Source organism: Actinoplanes sp. KI2 (assembly GCF_025630775.1).
Classification (GTDB): domain Bacteria; phylum Actinomycetota; class Actinomycetes; order Mycobacteriales; family Micromonosporaceae; genus Actinoplanes.
Genome location: NZ_JAOSZE010000039.1, coordinates 28,313 through 49,957 on the forward strand (window position 1 = coordinate 28,313; position 21,645 = coordinate 49,957).

The following is a 21,645-nucleotide window of genomic DNA, read 5'->3' on the forward strand; positions in this document are numbered from 1 at the left end:
CCAGCCGTTCAGATGCTGGTCGGCAGGGTGATCCGGGCCCGGGTGGGTCCGCCGGGCGGGCTGTCGACGTCCAGCGTGCCGTCCACGCCGGCGAGCCGTTCCCGCAGCCCGGCCAGGCCGGTGCCGGCGCCGACCCGGGCGCCGCCCCGGCCGTCGTCGGTCACGGTGATCAGCAGCCGGCCGTCCGCGGCCGACGCCTCGATCCGCACCCGGTCCGCCCCGCTGTGCTTGACCACGTTGGTGAGCAGCTCGACGACGCAGAAGTAGGCGATCCGCTCGATGCCGGCCTGCGCCCGCTCGGGCATCCGCACCGAGACCTCCACCGGCAGGGTCGCGTCCTCGCCGAGGGCGCGCAGCGCCGCGGGCAGGCCGTCCTGCAGGGCGGTGGGATCGATGCCGTGGATCAGCCGGCGCAGCTCGGCGATGGTGTGGTCGGTCTGCTCCCGGGCCCGGCCGATCAACTTCTGCGCCCGCTCGTCCTGCGGGCTCACCGAGTCGGCGACCAGCGCCAGTGTGATCGCGATCGCCACCAGCTGGGCCTGGGTGCCATCGTGCAGGTCCTGCTCGATCTGGCGCAGGCTGCGAGTGTGCTCGGCGACCATGTTGCTGCGGGCCTGGCGGAGGTCGGTCAGCTCCTGCTGGGCGCGGCCGGGCCCGAGCAGCGGCCGCGCCGCCCAGACGTTGAGCCGGGTCGTGCCGCGGACGGCCAGGGGCGTCGCGAGCAGGACGAGCAGGCCGGCCGGGATGGCCAGCGCGGTCAGCCAGTCCGGTGCCCGGCCGTCCGGCCGGGTCGCCAGCAGCCAGCCGCTCATCCCGATCATCAGGCCGCCCAGCGCCGGCAGGGCCAGCGCGGACAGCAGGCCGAGCACCGCGAGCGGGAAGCGGACCAGCAGGTATGCCACGCCCCGCCAGCCGGCCGTGTCGGCGAGACCGGCGCCGACCCAGCCGAGCACCCCGGGCGAGGCCGCCATCGGCGCCGGCGGCTCGATCCGGACGCCCAGCAGCGCGCGGAGCAGCCCGCGATGCCAGCGCCCGGCGAAGCGCGCGGCGCGTACCTCGGCGGCCAGCACGGGCAGCCCGACGACGGTCAGCGCCAGCAGGCCACCGGCGTACGCGCCGAGCACCGCGAGGGCCAGACCGGCCAGCGCGACCGGGAAGCCGAGCAGCGCGAAGCCGATCTCGCCGGCCCGCAGCCGCGGCAGCCACCGGGCGGCGCTCCGGTTCCGGCTGCCGCCCGGACCACCCGCCGGGACCGAGGTCCCGGCGGGGGCCGGCGGGCCGGGAGGGCGGGTCACGGCGCCGTCACGGTGGTGGCCGGATCGAGCCGGATGGTCCGCAGCCCGGCCACCATCTCGGTGGTCACCGCGAGGACCACCGCGCCGACGAGGATCGGTGCGTAGCTGCCCATGGAGACGTACGGTATCGGGTCGTCGCTGAGCGACAGCGCGAACGCGATGCTGACCGGGGCGGCGATGGCGGTGCCGAGCACGACCCCGGTCAGCGCGGTCAGCACCGACTCGGCCGCCAGCATCCGGACCAGTTGGCGCTTGGTGGCGCCGATCAGGGTCAGCAGCGCGTACTCCCGCTTGCGGGCCGCGGTCAGCGAGATCAGCGTGTTGAGCGTCGCCACCGTCCCGAAGAGAGCGAGCATCGCGACCTCCACGCCGCGCAGCCAGACGTCGTTGTCCGACACCGCGTCGGGCAGCGCGCCGGCCATCTGATGCCGGATCGTGCCGGTGACCGCCAGGAAGGTGGTCGACAGGCCGATCAGCAGGGCGATCGGCACCACCGCGGAGGACAGCCGGTGGGCGTGCCCGCGCAGGTTGGCGGCGGCGAGCCAGCCGCCCGACTCGCGGCCGCGGGACCGGCGCAGCGGCAGGCCGAGCAGGGTGACGACGAGCCGGGCCAGCAGCGGCCCGAGCAGGGCCACGGCGATCATCAACGCCAGCGCGCCGAGCAGCGCGGCCTGCGCCGCCTCGTCCGGCTCCCGGCCGACCAGGAAGGCGCACAGCACGCCGACCCCGCCGATCACGATCAACCCGAGCAGCACCCGGAACCAGCCGATCCGGCTGGTCTCGGCGGCGGTCTCGGTCATCGCCGCGCTCGGCGTGCTGTGCGAGATCCGCCAGGTGGCGAAGACGCTGGCCAGCAGGCCGACCAGCGTCGTGGCGAAGGTGGCGATGAGCAGCGGCAGCGGGTTGCCCGGCACGGTGGCGCCGGCCGGCGCCAGCCCTCGATCGACCAGGGCCGCCAGGAAGACCCGCGCGGCGATCGCGCCGGCGACCCAGGCCGGTGGCGAGATCAGCAGGATCAGGCCGACCACCTGGAGGCGGATGAGCCGGCGCACCTGCCGCGGCGTGGCGGCGACGGTACGCAGCAGGGCGAGTTCCCGGTACTGCTGGCGGATCGCGAAGCCGAGCGTGGTGACCGCGACGAAGGTCGCCATGATCATCACGATCTCGCCGAACGCGCCACCGATCGCACCGAGGTCGGAATCGCCACCGGCGGAGGCCGCCGCGGCGATCATCGAGCCGAACATGGTGATCGCGGACACCGCCAGGAACAGCGCCGAGGCCAGTCCGGCGAAGGAGGCGGGCCGGGTGCGCAGCGCGCCGAAGGCCATCTTGATCATGCCAGTTCACCCAGCTTCTCCGCGATCACCGCGGCCGACGGCTTGGTCAGGTCCTCCACGAGCTCGCCGTCGGTCATCATCAGCACCCGGTCGGCGAAGCTGGCGGCCAGCGGATCGTGGGTGACCATCACACAGGTCTGCCCGTGCCGCTCCACCCCCTCGCGCAGCAGCCAGAGGATCTCCCGGCCGGTGTTGCGGTCCAGCGCGCCCGTCGGCTCGTCGGCGAACAGCAGGTGCGGCCGGTTGTAGAGGGCGCGCGCGATCGCCACCCGCTGCTGCTGGCCGCCGGAGAGCCGGCCCGGCCGCTCCTTCTCGCAGCCACCGAGGCCGACCTGGACCAGCACCTTGCCGACCTGCGCCCGGTCGACCCGGCCACCCATCAGGCGGGTGGGCAGCACGACGTTCTCGGCCACCGTCATCGCCGGCATCAGGTTGTAGGCCTGGAAGACGAAGCCGACCGTCGAGCGCCGCAACTGAGCCAGCTTGCGCTCGCGCAGCCGGGTGATGTCCGTCCCGCCCCAGTGGACGGTGCCCTGGGTGGGCCGGTCCATCCCGGCCACGCACTGCAGCAGGGTGGTCTTGCCGGACCCGGACGGGCCCATGACCGCGGTGAACGACCCGGGCGCGAAGGTGACGCTCACTCCCCGGATCGCGTGCACCCGGCCGGCGCCGCGTTTGAACTCGCGACGCAGATCCTCCACCCGGATCTCCCGGCCGGTGTCGCCGTTTTCCGAGTCGATGTCTTTCACCTGCTCATTTCCAAGGAGTGACATGATTCCATTCTCGACGCGAGGGCCGCCCGTGACGATCGTGGTGGCCCCCGGATCGTTGGTTCGGATATCCACACCAGGCGGGCGAGGGGAGAGCACATGCCCGGGGACGGCATGGGGCCGTACCGGCTCGGCTGGGCGGCGGTCGCCCGGCTGCCGGTCTGGCCGGCGCGGGCGCTGTTCTTCCTCGTCGCCGAGGTCGTCCGGCGGCAGCGGGGGGCCGGCGTACGGCAGCTGCACGCCAACCTCGCCCAGGTCACCGGAGCCCCGCCGGACAGCGCCGAGGTCCGGCGGCTGGCGCGCCTCGGCGTGCACTCCTATCTGCGGTACTGGCGGGAGCTCTTCCAGCTGTCGCGGGTCCGGCCGCCGGTGATCTTCGAACGGCTCGATCGGCTGCCGGTCTCCGGCCGCGGCGCGATCCTGGCCCTGCCGCACAGCGGCAACTGGGACCTGGCCGGCGCCGCGCTCGCCGAGCTCGGGCACCCGATCACCACGGTCGGCCAGCGGTTACGTCCGGAGGCGCTGTACCAGCGGTTCGTGGCGGCTCGGGCCGCCGTCGGCATCGAGGTGCTGCCGGTGGACGAGCCGCGGCGCACGGTGCCGGCCCTCGGCCGGCGGCTGGCCGAGGGCGGCGTGGTCTGCCTGCTCGCCGACCGGGACGTCACCGGGGCCGGGCTGCCGGTGCGGCTACTCGGCCGGGCCACCACCATGCCGGCCGGCCCGGCCCGGCTGGCCCTGTCCACCGGCGCCGCCCTGATCCCGGTCAGCCTCTGGTACAGCGGCCGTGACCTGCGCGTCCACCTGCACGAGGAGATCGCCGCACCGCCCGCCGCGGGCCGGCGTGCGCAGGCCACGGCCATGACCCAGGCGCTGGCCGACGTGTTCACCGACGCCATCCGCCGGCATCCGCAGGACTGGCACGTCCTGCAGCCGGTGTGGCCGCCGGCGGTTCTCCACCCTGGAGGTGATCAACCAGAGCACGGCGAGCGTGCCGGCGAACGCCGGCAGCCAGAGCACCCGGTGCCCGACCCATGACGGGTCGTCGGGCGCTTCCAGCAGGCCGGGCGGATCACCCCACCCGCGGCGACCGGCGAAGGTGACGATCAGCAGCGCGCTCTGGTGCCACAGGAAGACCGTCATCGCGGCGAGGTTCAGCACCACCACGGCCGCCCACCAGCGAGGCAGCATCGTCAGCGCGGTCAGCCGCGGCCACCACCGCAGCGCCAGTCCGATCTGCACCAGGGCCAGCATGACGGTCAGCAGCGACGGCGGGTTGAGGTTCGAGCGGTTCTCGCCCGGCACGCCGACCAGGGCGGCCGGATAGTGCGAGACGAGGATCAGCAGCGCCGCGCCCGCCAGGCCGGCGGCGGCGATCGCGGCGCCGGCTCGGGGACCCGGGCGCCGCCGGGCCGCGGAGACACCCATCGCGTACGGCGTCAGCCAGGCGAGGAGCACGTTGACGTACGCCGGCCAGCTCGGCAGGCCGGGCCAGAGTCGGTACCGGGCCAGGTCGACGAGGGCCACCGCGACCAGCGGGACGACCGCCACCCACGGGCCGTGCCGGCGCTCGGCGGCGACCAGCATCGGCGTGAGCGGCAGGAGGCCGACGAGCACGAGCACGAACCACAGCGGGCTCAGGGCCAGCTTGTCGACGGTGTGCCGGGTCCACGGGTCGACGCCGGCCACCGACAGCGCGACGTGGACCAGCAACCAGACGCCGAGGAACACCGCCATCGGGGGCAGCAGCCGCCGGGCTCGGTCCAGCAGCCACCGGGGGGTCGAACGGCCGGCCGCTCGGGACCGGACCAGGCCGCGCGCGCCGGAGTACCCGGCCACGAAGAAGAACAGCCCGAGGGTCTGCAGCACCCAGCTGATCGGGGTCAGCCACGGCATGGTGGTCAGCGGGCTGCGCTGGCGCAGGGCGCCGCCGGGCGCGGCCACCAGCGCGGTGACCAGCCAATGCCCGAGAACCACCCCGCACATGGCCAGCGCGCGCAGGGCGTCGACGGCCCGCTCCCGATGCGCCGGTGTCGCCGCCGACACCCGCCGGCTCCAGGCGGTCCCGGCGGCGGTCACCGGCTCTCACCGCCCAGCGCGATCTCGGCCATCGCCCGCAGCGAGGAGGTGCCCGGCACGAAGTACCCGTCGTGCCCCTCGACGTCCGCGCACGGCAGGGGCAGTGCCCCGAAGCCCGGCGCGACCGGCAGGATGCCGTGCCCGACGCCGAACAGGCGAAGCCCCGGCACCCGGCGCGTCCAGTCGTCCGGCGCGCTGCCCGCCCAGACGCGGGCGCCGGTGTGCAGGTCGGCTCGCTTGCCGACGCCCATGCCCGGGCTGCCGAGCGCCACGATGTCGGTGACCTGGTCGCTGAGCCGGCTCGCGGCCAGCCCGGCGACGGTCGAGCCGTAACTGTGTCCGATCAGGGTCACCCGCAGGCCGGGCCGGCCCAGGACGAGGCCGTCGACGAAGCGGATGAGCCGGATCGCGCCCTCGGCGGCCCGGTCCTCGCGCAGCGCGTCCCGTCGTACGCCCTCGGGTGGGTCGTAGCCCAGCCACGCCACCACCGCGACCGGGGTGCCGGGGTCGAGCCGCCGTGCCTGTTCGTACAGCCGGCGCGCCTGCCAGGACGGTGCCCGGCGCAACACTCCACCGTGTCCGGAGTCGAAGTCGGCGAGGTTGTCGTCCACCCCGGGGATGAGCACGGTGACCCGGGCGGCCGTGCCCAGGTCGCCGAGGACCTCGGCGACCTGGCCGTCGCCGCGGGTGTCGAGCGCGAGGATCTGCCGGCCGGACCAGGCCGGGCGCTGCAACCGGTTGGCGGTGTACCGCAACCCGACCGGCGCTCCGTCCAGGTTTCCCACCAGCCGCGGAAACCGAATGGTCAGCCCGGTCGCGTCGGCCGGCGACAGCCCGGCGAAGTAGCTCGATATCTGCGCCGGCGTGGCCGTGGTGGGATCCGGCGGGCGCAGCCGGTCGGCGACCCAGGCGGACCGGTCGGCGGGTGGCGGGGCCGCCGTCGGCGCGGTCGGGCCGAACAGCCAGACGCTGGGCGCGGTCACGGCCGTCGCGGCGAGAACCGACGCCACAATCCTGATGAGCCGTCGTCTCCGGATCGCCATTTCCGCCCTTTCGCCAGCCGGGTCGAGCGTGCCGAATGTAAGAGAAAAAAGGGCGTGCAGTCGTCCCTCCACAGCGGGAAACGCATGTAGTACCTGAGAGCTACGCGGCACCCGCGGGCAGCCACACGTAATGGCATTTCAGCAGCTCAGAGCCGCATTACCCGGAATCAGAAAATGCTACTCGGGTGTGATTACACGCCGTTCTCCGGCACCTACATTCGAAGAGCCGAAACAGTTCCGGGATATCGGAGGCCACATGCCCCACCCACCGATCGAGCCGCGCGTCACGCCGACCGGCATCACGCTCTCGCACGTGGAGAGCCTCTACCGCAAGTACGAGAACGACCTGCGCCAGGTCCGTGCCGAGCAGCGCGCGGTGCGCCACCGCAATCCCACGCTGAAGGCGCAGCTCGACGACCTGGAGGCCGAGATCACCTACCTGCTGGTGCGGGACAACCGGCCGGAGGTGGCGGTGGAGATCGGGTCTCTGCACGGCTGGTCGACGAACTGGCTGCTGCGGGCACTGCGCGACAACGGAACCGGCCGGCTGTTCACCCACGACCTGATCGACAACGCCCGCCGCAACGTCGCGCCCGAGCTGGCCGCCGGGCGGTGGACGTTCGTGCACGGGGACGCGCGGCAGACCCTGCGCGAGCACGGCCACGACATCGACTACCTGTTCATCGACGCCGCACACACCGCCAAGTTCGCCCGGTGGTTCGTCGGCGAGCTGTTCCCGACGGTCCGCTCCGGGGTGCCGGTCAGCGTCCACGACGTGTTCCACGGGCGCCGGCCGTGGCCGCTGAGCGAGGGGCGGGTCGTGCTGTCCTGGCTGGCGGAGCGGCACGCGGCGTACTTCACCGCGTCGCGGGCGGCGGCGCCGCCGGTCAACGAGGCGCTCACCGTGCTGAAGGCCGCCCTCGACCTGACCGAGCGGGTGCACGACGGCCGCGACGATCCGATGCTCTTCTTCCGGATGCCCTGATCGATTCTTCCGGCTGCCCCGATCGGTCGTTCGCCCGGCGGAGCGCGCGCCGCACCCCCCGTGGCGGCGCGCGCTCCGTCCGGCGAGCGACCGGCCACCACTCTCTACCATGAGGGGGTGAGCCCGACCCCTGCGTTCGCCCCGGCCGGCCGATGACCATCTCGGTACTGGTGGCCGACGACCAGACGATGTTGCGGGAGAGCTTCGCGGTGCTGCTCAGCGCTCAGCCCGACATGGAGGTGACCGGCGAGGCCAGCGACGGCGCCGAGGCGGTGCGGCTGGTCCTCGAGCTGCAGCCGCACATCGCGCTGATGGACATCCGCATGCCGATCATGGACGGCCTGGAGGCGACCCGCCGCATCGTCGCCGCCGGCGTGCGCACCAAGGTGGTGGTGCTGACCACCTTCGACGAGGACGAGTACGTGCACGCCGCCATCCGGGCGGGCGCCGCCGGCTTCCTGCTCAAGGACTCCTCGGCGTACCAGTTGGCGGACGCCATCCGCACCACGGTGTCCGGCGGCGCGGTGCTGGCGCCGTCGGTGACCCGGCGGCTGATGGACGACCTGGCCCGCAAGGCGGCGCCGGCCATCGCCCGGGACGGCCGGCTCAGCGTCCTGACCGAGCGGGAGATCGGTGTGCTGTGCCTGATCGCCCAGGGACTGTCCAACCTGGAGATAGCGGCCGAGCTGTTCATCGCGGAGCAGACGGTCAAGACGCACGTCAGCCGGATCCTAAAGAAACTCGGCCTGCGCGACCGCACCCAGGCGGTGGTGCTGGCGTACGAGCTGGGTCTGGCCGTCCCGCGTCGCTGACGGCGGCGCTTCGAGACCCGGCTCTACCGCACGCCGAGCGGCCCTGGCATCTCGCGCGCCCGGACGCGCCGGTGACACCAGGGCCCGGTGGTCGCTCAGCCGGCGACCGGTTCCGCCTCCGCCTCGCGGTGGATGGCGGCTTCCATCTCCTCGAGCTGAGCCGACCAATAGGCGTTCAGCCGGCCGGCGAATGTGCTGCGATAGTCGGCGAGGTATCGGATCTTCTCGGCGAGCGAATTCTCCGGCGCGACGAAGAAGATCAGGTCGGGCGGGACGATGTGGCGAATTCCGAGAATGGGAATGGGGCTGGACAGCGGGCGGAAGTCCGGATTGTGGACTCCGACGCCTTCGTGGCCGGGCCAGAAATCGCCGACCATGAACCCGCTCGCCACGAACTCGGGTTTGATCCGGGTGTGCACCCGCTCGACCATCGCCTGCAGCTCGGGCTCCGGCAGCCCGTGCGGCGCCATGAGCCGAGCCAGGTAGATGCGGTCCGCACCGAGCGACGGCGCGATCTCCAGCAGGCTCTCCCGCATGCGGCGGGCGAGGGCGACGAATGCGTCGTCTCCCTCGCGCGCGTCGAACGGCAACACCCGCAGGTGATCGTCGCGCTTCGCTTTCACCGTGTACGGGCAGACCACCCCCTCGCGGCCGAGGTCGGGATGCGGCCGGGTCAGGTATCGGGCGACCCAGTCCTCCACCTCGCGGACGGCTTCCTCCGCGGTCATCATCAATTGCTCTCCTTTATCCCGCAGTCCTGCGGAGGATAAATTTCCGCGGTATCGGCCGATTATCGGCGCCGGCGAATTCCGGCGAGCACGTCCTCGTCGGTGATCGGCTCGGCGTGCGCGAAATCGACCCGGCGCAGGGCGCCGAGACGCGCCTCGCGGGCGATCATCGCCACCTCGGCGGCGGAGCTTCCCTCGGTCATCGAGGCGTACGCCGGATACTGTCCCGCCAGTTCGTCCGCTCTCAGGTACATGGCGAACAGCTCGACCCGGCCCGCGTGATCGGGCAGCGGCACCTCGATGTGCAGCCCGAGCCGCCCCGGGCGCAGGATGGCCGGGTCGATCGCGTCCGCGTTGTTGGTCGCCCCGATGATCGAGACCGGACCGAGGTCGACCAGACCGTCCATCTCGGCCAGCAGCTGGTTCACCACCCGGTCGCCGGCGCCGCCGTCGGTCGCGCCGCCGTTGCGCCGCCGGGCGACGGCCTCGATCTCGTCGAAGAAGATGACGCAGGGCGCCACCGATCGGGCCCGCTCGAACAGGTCACGGACCGCCTGCTCGGACTCGCCGAACCACTTGGTCAGCAGTTCCGGGCCACGGACCGCGATGAACCGGGCGCCGCATTCGTGCGCGACCGCCCGGGCGAGCAGCGTCTTGCCGGTTCCGGGCGGCCCGTACAGCAGAACGCCGCGCTCCATCCGCAGGCCGGCCTCGGCGAAGACCTGCGGCCGGGAGAGCGGCAGCACCAGGCGCTCGCTCAGCTCGGTGGCGGTGCGATCCAGGCCGGCGATGTCCGCGAACGTGGTCGCCGGGATCTCCGAGACCACGCTGCCGATGGCCGACGGCGAGACCAGCGTCAACGCCTCCTCCCAGTCGTCGGGCTGAATCTGCAGCGGCGCCCGCGCCGTCGGGGTCGCCGACTCCAGTTCCTCGGCGGGGAAGGCGCGGCGAAGGGCGACCCGGCCGGCCTCGTCGCAGAGCGCCTCCAGGTCGGCGCCGACGAACCCGGCCGTCCGGCGAGCCAGATCGGCGGTCAGCTCGGTCCGCCGCGGCTCGCCGAACGACAGGGCCAGGTTGCGGTTGTGCACGGTCAGGATGGCGCGCCGGTCATCCTCGCTCGGCGCGGTGACCGCCACCTGGTGCCCGATCCGGCCGAGCCGCCGGATCGCCGGGTCGATGTGGTCGCGGCGGGTCGTGGTGGCGATGACGACCGGCCGGTCGGGCTCGTCGAGCACCTGCTGCAGGACGCTGAGCAGCGGGGAGACCGCGCCCGGCGCGGACCGGTCGCCGGCGATGTAGTCGAGGTCGTCCAGGATCACCAGGTGCGACGAGCCGGCCTCGGCGGCGAACGCGGCCCGCAGCTCCGCCTCGGCTTCCGGCGGCTGCTTGGCGGCCAGCGCCGAACCACTGAGCATGGTCGTCCGGGCGCCGCTGGCCGCCGCGACGGTGCGGGCGAGCAGCGTCTTGCCGGTGCCCGGCGGACCGTAGATCAGGACGCCGGACGGGGCGGTGACGCCGATGGCGGCCAGGTCGGTCCGGCGCCGCAGGGGCAGCTCGACCTCGCGGCGCAGGAGCGCGATGGCGTGGTCGAGGCCGCCGATGTCCTCGTACCGGAGGGCGCGGCCGGGCGCTCCGGGCGCCCGCCGCACGGTGATCTCCAGCCGATCGCTCATCGACGCCACCTCGACCGGTACGCCGCCGGCGCGCACCGACACGACCACGTACTCGCCTCGGCCCTCCGCACCCAGCGGCTGGTAGAGGAACCGCAGGCCGGGATAGAGCAGGTAGTGCCCGTTCCGGAGGAACTCGGCGAGGCCGGCGCCCGCGTCCAGGTCGGGGCCGGTCCAGCTGTCCAGGCGCACCTCGACCGCGTCGGCCGGCGGGACCTGCTCGGCGTCGAGCCGGGCCACGTCCACCGGCTCGCCGTCGGCGACGCCGAGCGCGGCGACCTGCCAGCGGTCCAGCAGCACCCGTTCGGTGTGGGTCAGCCGGTTGGTGAGATCCCAGGCGAGGCGGCAGAAGATGGCCGCGTTCCGCGACGCGATCCGCACCCGGCTGCCGGCCGGCAGCCCGGGGATGCTGGCGAAACAGCTGCCGTAGATGGTGTCCGGCCCGGCGCTCTGCACGGTCGCGGTGCTCACCCCGCCTCCTCGGCCGCGGCCCCGGCTTCGGCCTCGACCGACGACTCCAGCGGCTCCGACGACTCCAGCGGCTCCGACGACTCCAGCGGCTCGGACGACTCCAGCGGCTCGGACGACTCCAGCGGCTCCGGCGGCTCCGGCGGGAGCCGGCTTCCCAGCAGGACGGGTTCCGGATCGGGCTCGGGCGGGCTCTGCGGCATCGGGAAGACGCTGTGCACGCCGCCGGCGCCGACAATCTCCCAGCAGCCGCCGTTGCCCTCCTGGTCGAGGGCCGCCGCGAGCAGCGCCGAATCCTTCCAGCCCACCGTGTCCGGCGGCGCCGGCTCCACCTCGGACACCCACTGCCGGTCGGCCGTCCGCGGCCCCGGCTCCGCCGGCGCGTCCCCGTCCGGCGCGGCCCACCAGCCGATCCGATCGATCTCCGGGCCCGGGAGGTACGGGTCGATCACCACGGCAACCGCGGCCGGGTCGAGCCGCGTCCAGGAGGCGAAGGTGGTGACGTCGGTGGTCGACAGGTAGAGCCCGATCGCCGGATGCGTGTGGACCCACCCGACGATCCGATCGACCGGCCGCATGGCGTCGGCCGGCTCGACCGTGTCCGACGCGTTGCGCAGGATCTCGATCGCGTTCACCGCGAACGCGCAATGGCTCGACGCGTACGCCAGCTGGGGTGGGAAGACCGCCAGCGAGACCTGAATCTTCGCATCGTCGCGGCGGCCGAGCAGCACGCCGCCCCGCTCCACCGGCACCGGTTGCCGGAGGAACTCGACCAGGGTCCGGGCGAGTCCGGGATCGAACTGGACCGTCGGCTTCTCATCGCCGGGTTGCACGAGACAGCGCTCCCTTCGGTACGGCGTCGCCGAGCAGGATCATCGGGGGCTGGGCGCCCCCGGCGGCGTACGCGCCGTTCAGCGCGGCCCGCAGCCGGGCGAGCGCGCCGCGGTCGACCAGCCCGGGGGTGGTGTTCATCGGCAGGATCTTCCGGCCGTCGCCGTTGAACACGCCGATCGCCTCGGGCAGCGCGGTCCGGCTGATGTCGATGACGATCGGGGTGAAGCCCGGGTCGAGCGCCCGCCACTTCTGCGAGGTGGCGTGGTCGGTGCCGGAGAGGAACACGCCGAGTCGCGGATGCGTGTGCACCCAGGTGATGGCGATGGTGCCGGGCCGTATCCCGATGGACGGCCCGACCGCGTCGATCGCCTGGCGTACCCGATCGACCTCGGCCGACGGGAACTCGCAGGCCACGGCGTTGGCCAGGCGCTGCGCCGGGAACACCGCGCCGAACACCAGCACGGTCCGGTGGGTACGCACGAGCAGCGCGACGCCGCCCTGCTCGTACGCCCGTGGGTCGAGATGGCGCCGGGCCTCCCGCCAGAACCCTTCGTCCAGTGCGACGGCGAGCTCGGTCCGGCCGAGCCGGTGCTCCCAGCCCGGCCGCAGCAGCGGCGCGCCGGACCGGGCCGGCGTCACCCAGCGCCAGCGCCGGCGCGGTCCACGATGGACGGACACCGCCAGCATCGGGCCGGCGGCGAGCGGTGGCAGCAGCAGCCAGGTGCCGATCGGCTGGCGGGCCAGCGTGAGGCTCATCGCGACGGTGATCAGCAGGAACGTCCCGAGCAGGCAGAGTGCCAGGCCCAGGCGCAGGGCGGCCGGGTCGGCCTCGGCCCAGCTGGTGGCGAGCACCGGCAGGCCGACGACGGCGAGGGCGACGGCGATCGAGAGGCCCCAGGCGGCGGCCTGCTGTCCGGCGGCGTCCCCCCGGCGGCCGGTCACCACGTACGTCGCGGCGAGCGCGAGGAAGTAGACGGACCAGATGAGGACGCCGACCGCTCTCGGCCAGGCTTGGTAGTAGCTATCTGGCTGGGCTGACATGGTTCTCCGCATTCAGGAGTTGCTTGGCGTATTCCAGGGCGTTGCCGAGCGTCCGATGGGACGGCGGCGCCTGCCGCCAACCGGCCGCGAAGGTGTTCCAGCAGAGGCTGGGCAGCCAGCTACCGGCCCAGGGGCAGTAGTTCTTGGCCGACGGCCAGATGTTGACGTGCCGGATGTCCCGATCGGCCGGTGTGCGCACCCACGCCGGTGGGATGGCCGCGCCCAGGTTCGAGACGTCGACGATCAGCAGGTACGGGCAGCGCGCGAGGCGGTCCGGATCCCGGCCGCCGCGGATGCCGGTGACGCTCAGGCGGATCGCCATCACCGGTCCGGTCGGTTCGGTGGTCCGCCCGGACCGTCGTGGCGGCGGTGTGACACCGCGGGCGATCACCCCGAGGTCGGGATAGCCGCTCGCGGCGAGTTGCTGCACCGCGGCGTCGGTGACGCCCATCTCATCGGGCCGGGCTCTGCGGATAGACGTCGGCGAGCACCTGACGCACCGCCTCGAGGAGATTGGCCAGCCGCCGTTCCGAGGTAGCCGCGCCACGCCACGCCGCAGGCGTGGTACCCCAGCAGAGCGTGGGCAGCCGCGTGTTGGTGAACGGGCAGACCTCCCGGGCCCGGTAGATGTTCCGGTGCACGATCTGCGAATCCTGCGGAGACGAGATCCAGATCGGCGGCAACCCGGTCTCCAAGCTGCGCACGGAGGCCAGGATCCGGTACGAGACCGGGCGGCGGTCGTGGAGGCTGCCGCCGGAGATGCCGCCGATGATCACCGCGATGGCGGTGATGTCGCTGCCGCTGGTCGCCAGCGGCTGGAGGCTGGGGAACATGCCGGTCGCCCGGCGGAAATCGTTACTGCTGATCGGAATGGACATGGCTGCTCAGCTCCTCGGTGGGCGCGGCCTCTAGCAGGTGGGCGGGGCATTCCCCGGGGTCGCGGTCGGTCGCGCGGTAGCCGGCCAGGACTCCGTCGATCCCGTTCCAGGCGTGGAAGCGCGCCACCGCGGCGGCGTTGCCGGTGAGCTCGGCGATCAGCGTCGCGGCCTGGACCCCGCCGACGATTGCCGCGCCGGTGGCGATCGACGGCACCGGGACCGGACCGGTGACGTCCGTGCAGGAGAGCCGGACCGGGTCGAGCGCCACCGATCGGCCCAGCCAGCAGACGACGCATCGGCCGTTGTCCTTCGGATCGCACACGTGCACCCGGCCGACGAAGCCGTCGACGGCGCCGTTCACCCAGGCGATGCCGAGCCGCTCGGTCAGGCAGTTGAGCACCCAGCGGGTCTGCTGGTTGTCCGGGCAGGACAGCACCGCGTCGGCGGATCGCAGCGCCGAGCCGAGCCGGTCGATCCGGCGCCGCTGCTCCGCGACGGCCGGGTCCACGTCGAGCAGCACCTCGCTACCGAGCAGCTGGTCACGCCCGTGCACGTCGATGACGGTCTGGATCCCGGTCAGCCGGATCGCCGGATTGATCGCGGTGAGCCGCTCGGCGGCCCGCTGCGCCTTGGGTTTGCCGATGTCGGCGCGGGTGTAGAGCACCTGCCGGTTGAGGTTGTGCCGTTCGACCTCGCCGTCCATGTCGACGACGCACAGGTCGAGCTCGTCGGCGGGCGTCGCGGCCAGGGCGGCGCCGGCCCAGCTGCCGAGGGCGCCGGCGCCGACCATCACCACCCGCGAGGCCGGCAGGCGATCGGGTACGGCGACGTCCGGTCCCGCGAACGGCGACCAGCTCAGCGTGGGCACGGGCCGGGCCGGCAGCCGGTTCGGCCGGACGGTGACGCCGGCCGTGGTGGCGTGTGCCGGCAGGCTGACCACCACCGTGTCGTCGTCGACGATCATCGTGATGCGAGCGTCCACCGGATCGCCGTCGCGGAGGATCCGGAATCCGGCGGCGACGGCCGGGCCGGTGGCGACGCTCAGCACCGAGCCCAGATCGGGTGCGTCCAGCCCGGTGGCCGCCGCGAGCCGGCCGATTCCCGGCTGGCGCAGCCACAACCGCTCCTCCGTCCAGCCGGACAGCACCGCGGGGCCGCTGACCAGCGCGCCCAGCCCGCCGAGCACGGCCTGGGCGAGCAGCCCCCCGCAGACGCACGCCAGGGCCGGGGTGAGCACGTTGGGCGTGGCCGGACCGTCCGGCACCGGCTCGGGCCCGATCGTCAGGGCGGTGGTGCCCACCCCGCCCCAGATGTCCACCGCGCCCCGGGCGGCGATCCCGGCGGACTCCCCGGCCGCCGGGACGGCCACGGTCAGCGCCCGGTGCACCGGCGCACTGCCCACGGTGATGTTCACCGCCGGGTCGAGATCGTGCACCCGGCGGACGAGCATGGCGCCGAGCGGCTCGCCGACGTCGTCCGGCCGCAGCAGAAACTGCCCGGCCACGTCGGCCGGGGTGGCCGGGCGGCCGCAGTCCCGCAGGTGGACGGCGCCGTGCCGGGTCGCGACGCCCAGCATCGCCAGGCACTGCAGCAGATAGGTCAGGGCGGGCCCGGTGCCGGCCACCTCGACGGTCGCGTCGGCCAGCACGTCCTGGGCGACAAGCGCCTGCTGTCGTGCGTACCTGTCCATGGTCAGCGCAGCCCGGCGGAACCGCCGCGGACCTCGTCGCCGGGGAGGCCGACCGACAGCGTCAGCCCGGCGAAGTCGGTGGCCTCGCGGTTGTCGACGACCTGGCCGTCCTTGTCCCGCACACTGAACGGATTGCCGGCCGCGATGAGGCCGCTGGCCTCCACCGCCTGCTGCACGGTCTGTCCGGGCTGGACCTCGACCGGCTGGTTGTTGCCGTCCAAGGCGTTGCGGAAGTTCACTACCGTCGTCATCTGGTCTCTCCGTCGTCCGGCGAATCGGCGCCCTCGCGCCGCCTACCGTGTCCTGACGGACGGGGACGCCAGGTGACCGTCTCGGGCGGCAGCCCGCGGCGGCGCATCTCGCGATCCAGCCGGGGCAGGGTTCCGCGCAGCGGCACGCCGACCAGCCACACGCCGTGCTCGTCCGCGCGCAGCTGCAGCGGCGGCTGCTCCGGTTCCAGGGCGAGGTAGGGCGCATAGCGGCGGCGGCCCAGCTCGGACTGCAGGACCATCTGCTGGTTCGCCGAGCCGCGCCAGACCAGCCGGGTCGGCCGGTCGGCCTCGTACCGCCCGGTGACCAGGACGTCCGCGTAGGAGGCGGCGAGCCGCTGCGCCGGGTCGAGCTCGTCGAGGGTGTAGCCGGTGAACATCAGGATGTCCGGCTCGCCGGGCCGGCCGGCGCGGACCTGATCGGCCGCGTCGAGGAAGGCGGCGAGCGGGCCGGGCTGGGCCAGCGGCTCGCCGCCGCTGATGGTCAGGCCGGCGGCGCCCCGGCCGAGGGCGGCGCGCCACCGCTCGGCCAGAGCGTCCACCGGCATCGCGGCGCCGCCGTCCGGCTCCCAGGTGTCCAGCGACATGCATCCCTTGCAGGCCAGCGGACAGCCCTGCACCCAGACACCGAGTCGCAGGCCGGGGCCGAGCGCGCTGACCGGGAAGTGGGTACGCGCGACCCGGAGCGTCTCGCCGGTCACCGCCGGACCTGCAAACCCCGTCGATGCTGGACCGCCTCGGTGAAGGCGGGATCGCCCACGGTCCGGGCGAGCGCGGCGAAGTAGGCGTCCTCGGCCGCGGCGTACGCCTCGCGGATGGCCCGCTCCTGAACCTCCGGGTCGCCGCCGGCCGGGCCGTCCGGACCGGGCGGCGAGAGGTACGCCGGGTTCAGCCGGGTGGCCGTCGCCCGCATCAGCAGGTCGAACCGGTTGCGGTGGGCGCGGTTGCGGACGTACGCCTCCTGGAACGGGTGCCGCCGGGCGAGCCCGAGCATGAACGACATCGCGCCGACCAGGAGCATCAGCGCCACGAACATTCCGATCACGGTCAGCGGCGTCACGGTGATCTGCTCGGGCCGGCCGAGGTGCTGCTCCAGCACGCGGCCGCGGAGCAGACCGAGCACTACGGCCACGAACAGCCAGCTCGCCACCAGCACGGCCGCCGCGTACCAGCCGCGTCGCTCGCCGCCGGTGGCGTTCCGGCTGCGCAGCAGCGTGCCGGAGAGGAACGGGCCGAGCACGATCACGCCCGACGTCAGCAGCGCCATCCAGCGGGTCAGGGTGGCCTGCGACGGCTCCGCGCCGAGGAAATGGTCGAACACGGCGAACTGCACGATCGTCTCGGCGGCGAGGAGTACACCGAGGATCAGCACCCGCCAGATCAGCCGCAGCGGGACGGTCTCGCCCTCCCACGGCGTGCGGTCGCCCTCGTGCGGCTGCTCGACCGGGTCGAGCAGGCCGTCCAGGTCGGCGGCGGCCCGGGCCTCGGCGGCCGCCTCCTGGGTGGCCAGCCCGGCCATCCGCGCCCGGGCGTCGTCCATCCGGGCCTGTGACTCGTCCCGGCGGGCCTGGGCCGCCGCGATCCGCTCCTGGGTGTGCTGCTGGGCGGCGCGCAGCGAGGCGAGCGCCCCGTCCCGGCGGCTGCGCAGCTCGCGTACGTAATCGGGGTCGAAGTCCTCGGACGGCGGGTCGTCCGGCCCGCCGAAGGACCAGGGGTCGTACATCGTGGCTTCGGCGTCCGCGACGCCCCGGCGCTCCGCCTCGGCGGTCAGCTCGGCCGCGGAGATCCGCGGGTCGACCTGGGGGCGGGGCAGCGGGGCGGACTGGGCCATGCGTAAGCCGCCGGCGATGGCCCACAACGACCACCACCGTTCGATCAGGCGCTGGAAGAAGGCCATGGTCTCGGGTCCTGACGGGAGAGGTCGACGACGGTTCCCTCGGCGTGCAACGCGAAGCGGATCCGGGCGTCCGGGCGCAGCAACCGGCGCTCGGAGGCGGGGATCTCGACGCCGTCGAGGAAGGTGCCGTTCGGGGTGGGCACGGGTTCGATCCAGGCGCGGCCGTTCGGCTCGGTCCCGATCACCGCGTGGTGGCGGGACACGTTCGGGTACGACCGGAAGAGCGCGGCGTGCGGGCCGAGCCGGCCCAGCTCGACGCGGGCGTCCCGGCCGAGCTCGACCTGACCGGCCGGGAAGCGGACGACCAGCGCGGGCGGCGTCAGCGATCGGCGGCAGTCCGGGTTCAGGCATTCCGTGTTGCCCGGGTGGGCCACCGGCGTGCCGCAGTTCCAGCAGACCGAGCGGTCGACGACCGGCTGCGGCGAGGGCTCGGGGTGCGGCGAAGGCTCGGGGTGCGGCGAAGGCTCGGGCATCGCCTCCGCCGGATAGGGCTCCAGGGGACGGACGTGATCCGGGCAGAGCCCGAGGTCGTCGTCGAAGAGCCGGCCGGGGCCGCAGCGGGGGCAGACCTGGCTCACAACGCCCGCCCGGCCGCGGTCACCCGCGCCTCGATCCTCGGCCCGGCGGTGGCGGTGCCGGGATACGCCGCAGTGATCTCCACGGTCGAGCCCGGCGGGGCGTCCAGGTCGAAGAGCTTGCGGGCGAGCGGGTTGATGAGGTTGCTCTCCAGCAGGTTGCCGATGCCCCGGCCGCCGTTCGGCGTGTCGATCGTGCACGCCGCCCGGAGCTGGTCGCGGGCCTGGTCGGTGAGGCTGAGCGACATCTGCAGCTCGCGTTCGACGGTCCGGACGATGTTGGTCAGCTGCAGCCGGAAGATCTGGTCGGCCGAGTCCCGGTCGATGAAGTTGAAGACGACGATGTTGTCGCCCAGCCGGTTGAGCAGCTCGGGACGCTCCAGCGTGACGGTGAAGTGCTCCCGTACGGCGGCCTTCACCGTCGCCTCCAGATCAGGGTAGGGCATGCCCGGTTGGACCTGCTGGACCCGTTCTCCGGTGGTCTTGTCGGTGGTGATGATGCCGAGGTTCGACGTGAAGATCAGGACACATTCGGAGAAGTACGTGGTGATGCCCTGCCCGTCGGTGAGCCGGCCGTCCTCGAGGATCTGCAGGAACTTGTCCAGTACCGACTTGTTGGCCTTCTCGATCTCGTCGAAGAGCACGACCTGGAACGGGTTGCGCCGGACCGCCCCGGTCAGCTCGCCGCCGGCCTCGAAGCCCACGTAGCCGGGCGGCGCGCCGGTGAGCCGTTCGGCCGCGTGGTCCGCGGCGAACTCGCTCATGTCGAACCGCAGGTAGGCGTTGACGTCGCCGAACAGCAATTCGGCGATCTGCTTCGCCATCTCGGTCTTGCCGACGCCGGTGGGCCCGGCGAAGAACAGCACGCCCCGGGGCCGGGAAACGGTGCTGGTGGCCTGGGCGCCGGAGAGGCCGAGGGCGGCGCGCTTGAGGATGTCCAGGGTCTTGCCGGTGGCCCGGGGCTGGCCGATGATCCGGTTGGCGATCACCCGTTCGCCGTCGGTGATGTGCTTCTTCACGCTGTCGTGCCGCCACGGGTTGTCGGTGACCCCGAACTTGTAGGCGCGGACCGCGTCGGGGATCTGACCGGCGCCGAGCCCGCGGTCCCGGGACAGCCGGACCACCTCGGTCATCGCCCGCAGCGTCATGCCCTCGGTGAGCTTCGCGAACTCGGCCGCGGGGGCGGCGCCGCCCGGGTTCCGGGCCGGTGGCAGCATCGGCACCACCACCTCGGCCAGCCGTTCCCGCTCGCCGAGCGTCGGCATGCCCACCGCGATCGTACGGATCGGCTCCGCCCCGGAGGTCAGCCAGGCCGGCAGGTCGCGCTCGCCCTCGGTCAGCCAGATGATCGGGTTGTACCGCTCGCCCGGCACCTGCCCGGTCTCGAACGGCTCGGCGGTGAAGGCCAGCTTCTGGCAGTACAGGAAGAAGTCGCGCTCCGCCGGGTCGAGCTGGCCGGGCACCCGGGTGATCCGGGCGGCGTAGTCGATGACGACGGCGGCCCGCACCGGCGGCCGGACCGTCGGGTCGCGTTTCGCCGGCGCGGCGGCCTGGTGCCGGGGGCCGGGCTGCCGGGGATCGGGCGTGGGCTCACCCGGGCCCGGCCCGGCGGTGCCGCCCTCCGGCGGCGGCTGCTCGGCGACGCCGACGACCTTCGCGAGGTGGACGCGGAGCCGTTCCAGCGACGGCCGCCGCCCGATGACCCGGTTGCCGAGCAGCCGCTGGGCCGCTTCGATCGGCACCGGCTGCGGCGGAAAGACGGTGACGCCGTCGACCGGGTCGTAGCAGACCAGGCAGCTGTATCCGCGCGGGGCGAGCGCCGCCCAGAGCAGCGGCAGCATCGCCACCGGCCGGGCCGGCCGGCCCGGCGGCTCCATCAGAAACAGGTCACGCAGGTTGCCGTGCAGCACGAACTGGGAATGCACGGCGAGCGTGCCGGCCAGCTCGTTGACGAACGCCGGGAAGCCGGGCAGCAGCGGCGCGGTGGTCATCGGGCCTCCCGCGCTCGCGGCCGCGCGATCGGCGTCTCCGGAGTGGTCCGGCCCCGGCGCTGCGGCACGTGCCCGTGGTCGATGACCACCTCGGCATCCAGGCGGTCGGCCAGCTCGGCCAGGTCGGCGTTGAAGCCGTCGCAGCGGTCACGGTCGCGCATGGCCGCCTCGTCGCCGTCGACGTCCTGGTCGCGGACGACCCGGCCGTGCACCACGTTGTGCTCGTCGATCCAGACCTCGGCGGAATGCTCGCCCTGCCAGTCGGTACGGGTCAGATGCAGGTCGGACGTGCCGTCCACGGTGTAGCCCTGATCGGCCAGGCACTGGCTGACCGTCTCCCGGACCAGGTTCGCGCGGACCACGCCCTCCGCCCACCGGACCGCCCCGGCGCCCTCGCGCAGCAGCTCGGGCGTGAGGTCGGCGTCGCCGGCGACGACCGCGCGGAGTTTCGCGGCGGTCCCGGTGTACGGCGCCGGCGGCGGGGTGCGGACCACGACCGGTTCCTCCAGCACGCCGGTGAGCTGGGCGGCGAGGCGCCGGCGGGCTGCACGCCCGTTCACGTCGGCGACCTTCATCTGCAGCTGGCGGGCGAACATCGTGCCGGCGCCGGCCGTCCGCGCCCGGGCCGCCGCCTCGAGCGCCTCGAACCGCTCGTTCTCGTTCACGTCCGCGTCGAGCGTCCGCAGGATCGCGTCGACGTCCGGGCCGCGGCCGGCGGGGCGGGCGACCGCGGGCGCGGGCCCGGGCCGGCGGTTCCGCAGCGCGTCCTGCAGCCGGCTCAGCGCGGCCGCGGTGTCCGGCAGCGCCGAGACGGTCCGGGGCAGGGAAGCGGCCAGCCGTTCCCGCTCGGTCGCGGCGCCCGCGGTGGCGAGCGCGTCGTTGGCCGCTACCAGCAGGACCCGGGCCCGCGCGGCCCACTCGACCGCCTGCTGCTCGGTGCACCCGTCGAGATTCAGCGGCGCGGGCACCGCGACCACCACGCCGGTCCGGCTGGCCCGCTCGGCCAGCAGGCGGATCCGCGCGTTCACCTCGACGACCTCGGCCGCGATGTGCGGCCAGCGCAGCGCCGCGATCTCCGCCTGGCTCTGGCGTTCGGCCTCGTTCTCGAGTCTCTGCCCCACCTCGCCCAGCGCGCGCAGCGCCGCCTCGGCCGCCTGGTTCACGGCCCAGACGGTCAGCGCGGCCGCGGCCGCCGCCGTGAGCACCACGACCGCACCGGCAGCCAGCACGGCGGCCATCGGCAGGACCACAATTCCACCAGCACTCATCGTTCCTCCTCACCGGAC

20 protein-coding genes and 1 pseudogene are annotated in these 21,645 nt (G+C 73.7%); 3 read left to right on the plus strand and 18 right to left on the minus strand.

The genetic code is table 11. The features are described 5' to 3' along the window. Positions 1–8: 8 nt before the first annotated feature. Genes ODJ79_RS34420 through ODJ79_RS34430 form a run of 3 tightly spaced genes read right to left on the minus strand, consistent with a single transcriptional unit; the run spans position 9 to position 3,405 of the window. The gene (locus tag ODJ79_RS34420; protein ID WP_263027827.1) at positions 9–1,295 is read right to left on the minus strand and encodes a sensor histidine kinase; all 1,287 of its coding nucleotides are present in this window, start codon (positions 1,293–1,295) and stop codon (positions 9–11) included. Beyond that, positions 1,292–2,632 (minus strand): FtsX-like permease family protein, encoded by a 1,341-nt coding sequence (locus tag ODJ79_RS34425; RefSeq protein WP_263027828.1) that lies wholly within the window; start codon positions 2,630–2,632, stop codon positions 1,292–1,294. Before ODJ79_RS34425 ends, ODJ79_RS34420 begins: the two co-directional genes overlap by 4 nt. Continuing rightward, the gene (locus tag ODJ79_RS34430; protein WP_263027829.1) at positions 2,629–3,405 is read right to left on the minus strand and encodes an ABC transporter ATP-binding protein; all 777 of its coding nucleotides are present in this window, start codon (positions 3,403–3,405) and stop codon (positions 2,629–2,631) included. The genes ODJ79_RS34425 and ODJ79_RS34430 overlap by 4 nt, the downstream gene beginning before the upstream one ends. 111 nt (positions 3,406–3,516) lie before the next feature. Here ODJ79_RS34430 and ODJ79_RS34435 point away from each other — a divergent pair, with 111 nt between their 5' ends. Further along, entirely contained in the window at positions 3,517–4,437 is a 921-nt protein-coding gene (locus ODJ79_RS34435; protein ID WP_263027880.1) for a phosphatidylinositol mannoside acyltransferase, read from the plus strand. Here ODJ79_RS34435 and ODJ79_RS34440 read toward each other — a convergent pair. Both ODJ79_RS34440 and ODJ79_RS34445 read right to left on the minus strand, forming a co-directional pair. Further along, positions 4,426–5,385: pseudogene (locus tag ODJ79_RS34440) on the minus strand (acyltransferase family protein); the annotation flags it as partial. The gene ODJ79_RS34435 and the pseudogene ODJ79_RS34440 overlap by 12 nt on opposite strands. A gap of 89 nt (positions 5,386–5,474) precedes the next feature. Next, positions 5,475–6,488, minus strand: a complete 1,014-nt coding sequence (locus ODJ79_RS34445) for an alpha/beta hydrolase family protein (RefSeq protein WP_263027830.1) — start codon at positions 6,486–6,488, stop codon at positions 5,475–5,477. Positions 6,489–6,777: 289 nt separating this feature from the next. On the opposite strand from ODJ79_RS34445, the gene ODJ79_RS34450 reads away from it, so the two are divergent. Both ODJ79_RS34450 and ODJ79_RS34455 read left to right on the plus strand, forming a co-directional pair. Next, positions 6,778–7,506 (plus strand): class I SAM-dependent methyltransferase, encoded by a 729-nt coding sequence (locus ODJ79_RS34450; RefSeq protein ID WP_263027831.1) that lies wholly within the window; start codon positions 6,778–6,780, stop codon positions 7,504–7,506. A 152-nt stretch (positions 7,507–7,658) separates the two neighbouring features. After that, positions 7,659–8,318: a response regulator gene (locus ODJ79_RS34455; protein WP_263027832.1), complete on the plus strand. Its 660-nt coding sequence runs from the start codon at positions 7,659–7,661 to the stop codon at positions 8,316–8,318. 95 nt (positions 8,319–8,413) lie between these two features. Here ODJ79_RS34455 and ODJ79_RS34460 read toward each other — a convergent pair whose 3' ends face one another. The 13 genes from ODJ79_RS34460 to ODJ79_RS34520 form a co-directional block, all read right to left on the minus strand. Next, positions 8,414–9,046 (minus strand): DUF6875 domain-containing protein, encoded by a 633-nt coding sequence (locus ODJ79_RS34460; protein ID WP_263027833.1) that lies wholly within the window; start codon positions 9,044–9,046, stop codon positions 8,414–8,416. 62 nt (positions 9,047–9,108) lie between these two features. Then, complete coding sequence (locus ODJ79_RS34465) at positions 9,109–11,187, minus strand: AAA family ATPase (RefSeq protein ID WP_263027834.1); 2,079 nt, start codon at positions 11,185–11,187, stop codon at positions 9,109–9,111. After that, positions 11,184–12,017, minus strand: coding sequence for a Mov34/MPN/PAD-1 family protein (locus ODJ79_RS34470; RefSeq protein WP_263027835.1), 834 nt, complete (start codon positions 12,015–12,017; stop codon positions 11,184–11,186). The genes ODJ79_RS34465 and ODJ79_RS34470 overlap by 4 nt, the downstream gene beginning before the upstream one ends. Further along, positions 12,001–13,059 carry a hypothetical protein gene (locus ODJ79_RS34475; protein ID WP_263027836.1) on the minus strand — a complete coding sequence of 353 codons (1,059 nt, stop codon included), beginning with the start codon at positions 13,057–13,059 and terminating at the stop codon, positions 12,001–12,003. The genes ODJ79_RS34470 and ODJ79_RS34475 overlap by 17 nt, the downstream gene beginning before the upstream one ends. Continuing rightward, on the minus strand, positions 13,040–13,510 hold the full coding sequence (locus tag ODJ79_RS34480) for a hypothetical protein (protein WP_263027837.1): 471 nt from the start codon (positions 13,508–13,510) through the stop codon (positions 13,040–13,042). Before ODJ79_RS34480 ends, ODJ79_RS34475 begins: the two co-directional genes overlap by 20 nt. Before the next feature lies 1 nt (position 13,511). Continuing rightward, entirely contained in the window at positions 13,512–13,937 is a 426-nt protein-coding gene (locus ODJ79_RS34485; RefSeq protein ID WP_263027838.1) for a hypothetical protein, read from the minus strand. After that, positions 13,915–15,627 carry a ThiF family adenylyltransferase gene (locus tag ODJ79_RS34490; protein WP_263027839.1) on the minus strand — a complete coding sequence of 571 codons (1,713 nt, stop codon included), beginning with the start codon at positions 15,625–15,627 and terminating at the stop codon, positions 13,915–13,917. Before ODJ79_RS34490 ends, ODJ79_RS34485 begins: the two co-directional genes overlap by 23 nt. Positions 15,628–15,629: 2 nt before the next feature. Beyond that, on the minus strand, positions 15,630–15,878 hold the full coding sequence (locus tag ODJ79_RS34495; RefSeq protein WP_263027840.1) for a hypothetical protein: 249 nt from the start codon (positions 15,876–15,878) through the stop codon (positions 15,630–15,632). Continuing rightward, the gene (locus ODJ79_RS34500; RefSeq protein ID WP_263027841.1) at positions 15,875–16,597 is read right to left on the minus strand and encodes a 4Fe-4S single cluster domain-containing protein; all 723 of its coding nucleotides are present in this window, start codon (positions 16,595–16,597) and stop codon (positions 15,875–15,877) included. Before ODJ79_RS34500 ends, ODJ79_RS34495 begins: the two co-directional genes overlap by 4 nt. After that, entirely contained in the window at positions 16,594–17,793 is a 1,200-nt protein-coding gene (locus tag ODJ79_RS34505) for a hypothetical protein (RefSeq protein WP_263027842.1), read from the minus strand. The genes ODJ79_RS34500 and ODJ79_RS34505 overlap by 4 nt, the downstream gene beginning before the upstream one ends. Beyond that, positions 17,772–18,371 carry an FHA domain-containing protein gene (locus tag ODJ79_RS34510; RefSeq protein ID WP_263027843.1) on the minus strand — a complete coding sequence of 200 codons (600 nt, stop codon included), beginning with the start codon at positions 18,369–18,371 and terminating at the stop codon, positions 17,772–17,774. Before ODJ79_RS34510 ends, ODJ79_RS34505 begins: the two co-directional genes overlap by 22 nt. Beyond that, positions 18,368–20,359, minus strand: coding sequence for an AAA family ATPase (locus ODJ79_RS34515; RefSeq protein WP_263027844.1), 1,992 nt, complete (start codon positions 20,357–20,359; stop codon positions 18,368–18,370). The genes ODJ79_RS34510 and ODJ79_RS34515 overlap by 4 nt, the downstream gene beginning before the upstream one ends. Further along, positions 20,356–21,627: a hypothetical protein gene (locus ODJ79_RS34520; RefSeq protein WP_263027845.1), complete on the minus strand. Its 1,272-nt coding sequence runs from the start codon at positions 21,625–21,627 to the stop codon at positions 20,356–20,358. Before ODJ79_RS34520 ends, ODJ79_RS34515 begins: the two co-directional genes overlap by 4 nt. Positions 21,628–21,645 lie beyond the last annotated feature (18 nt).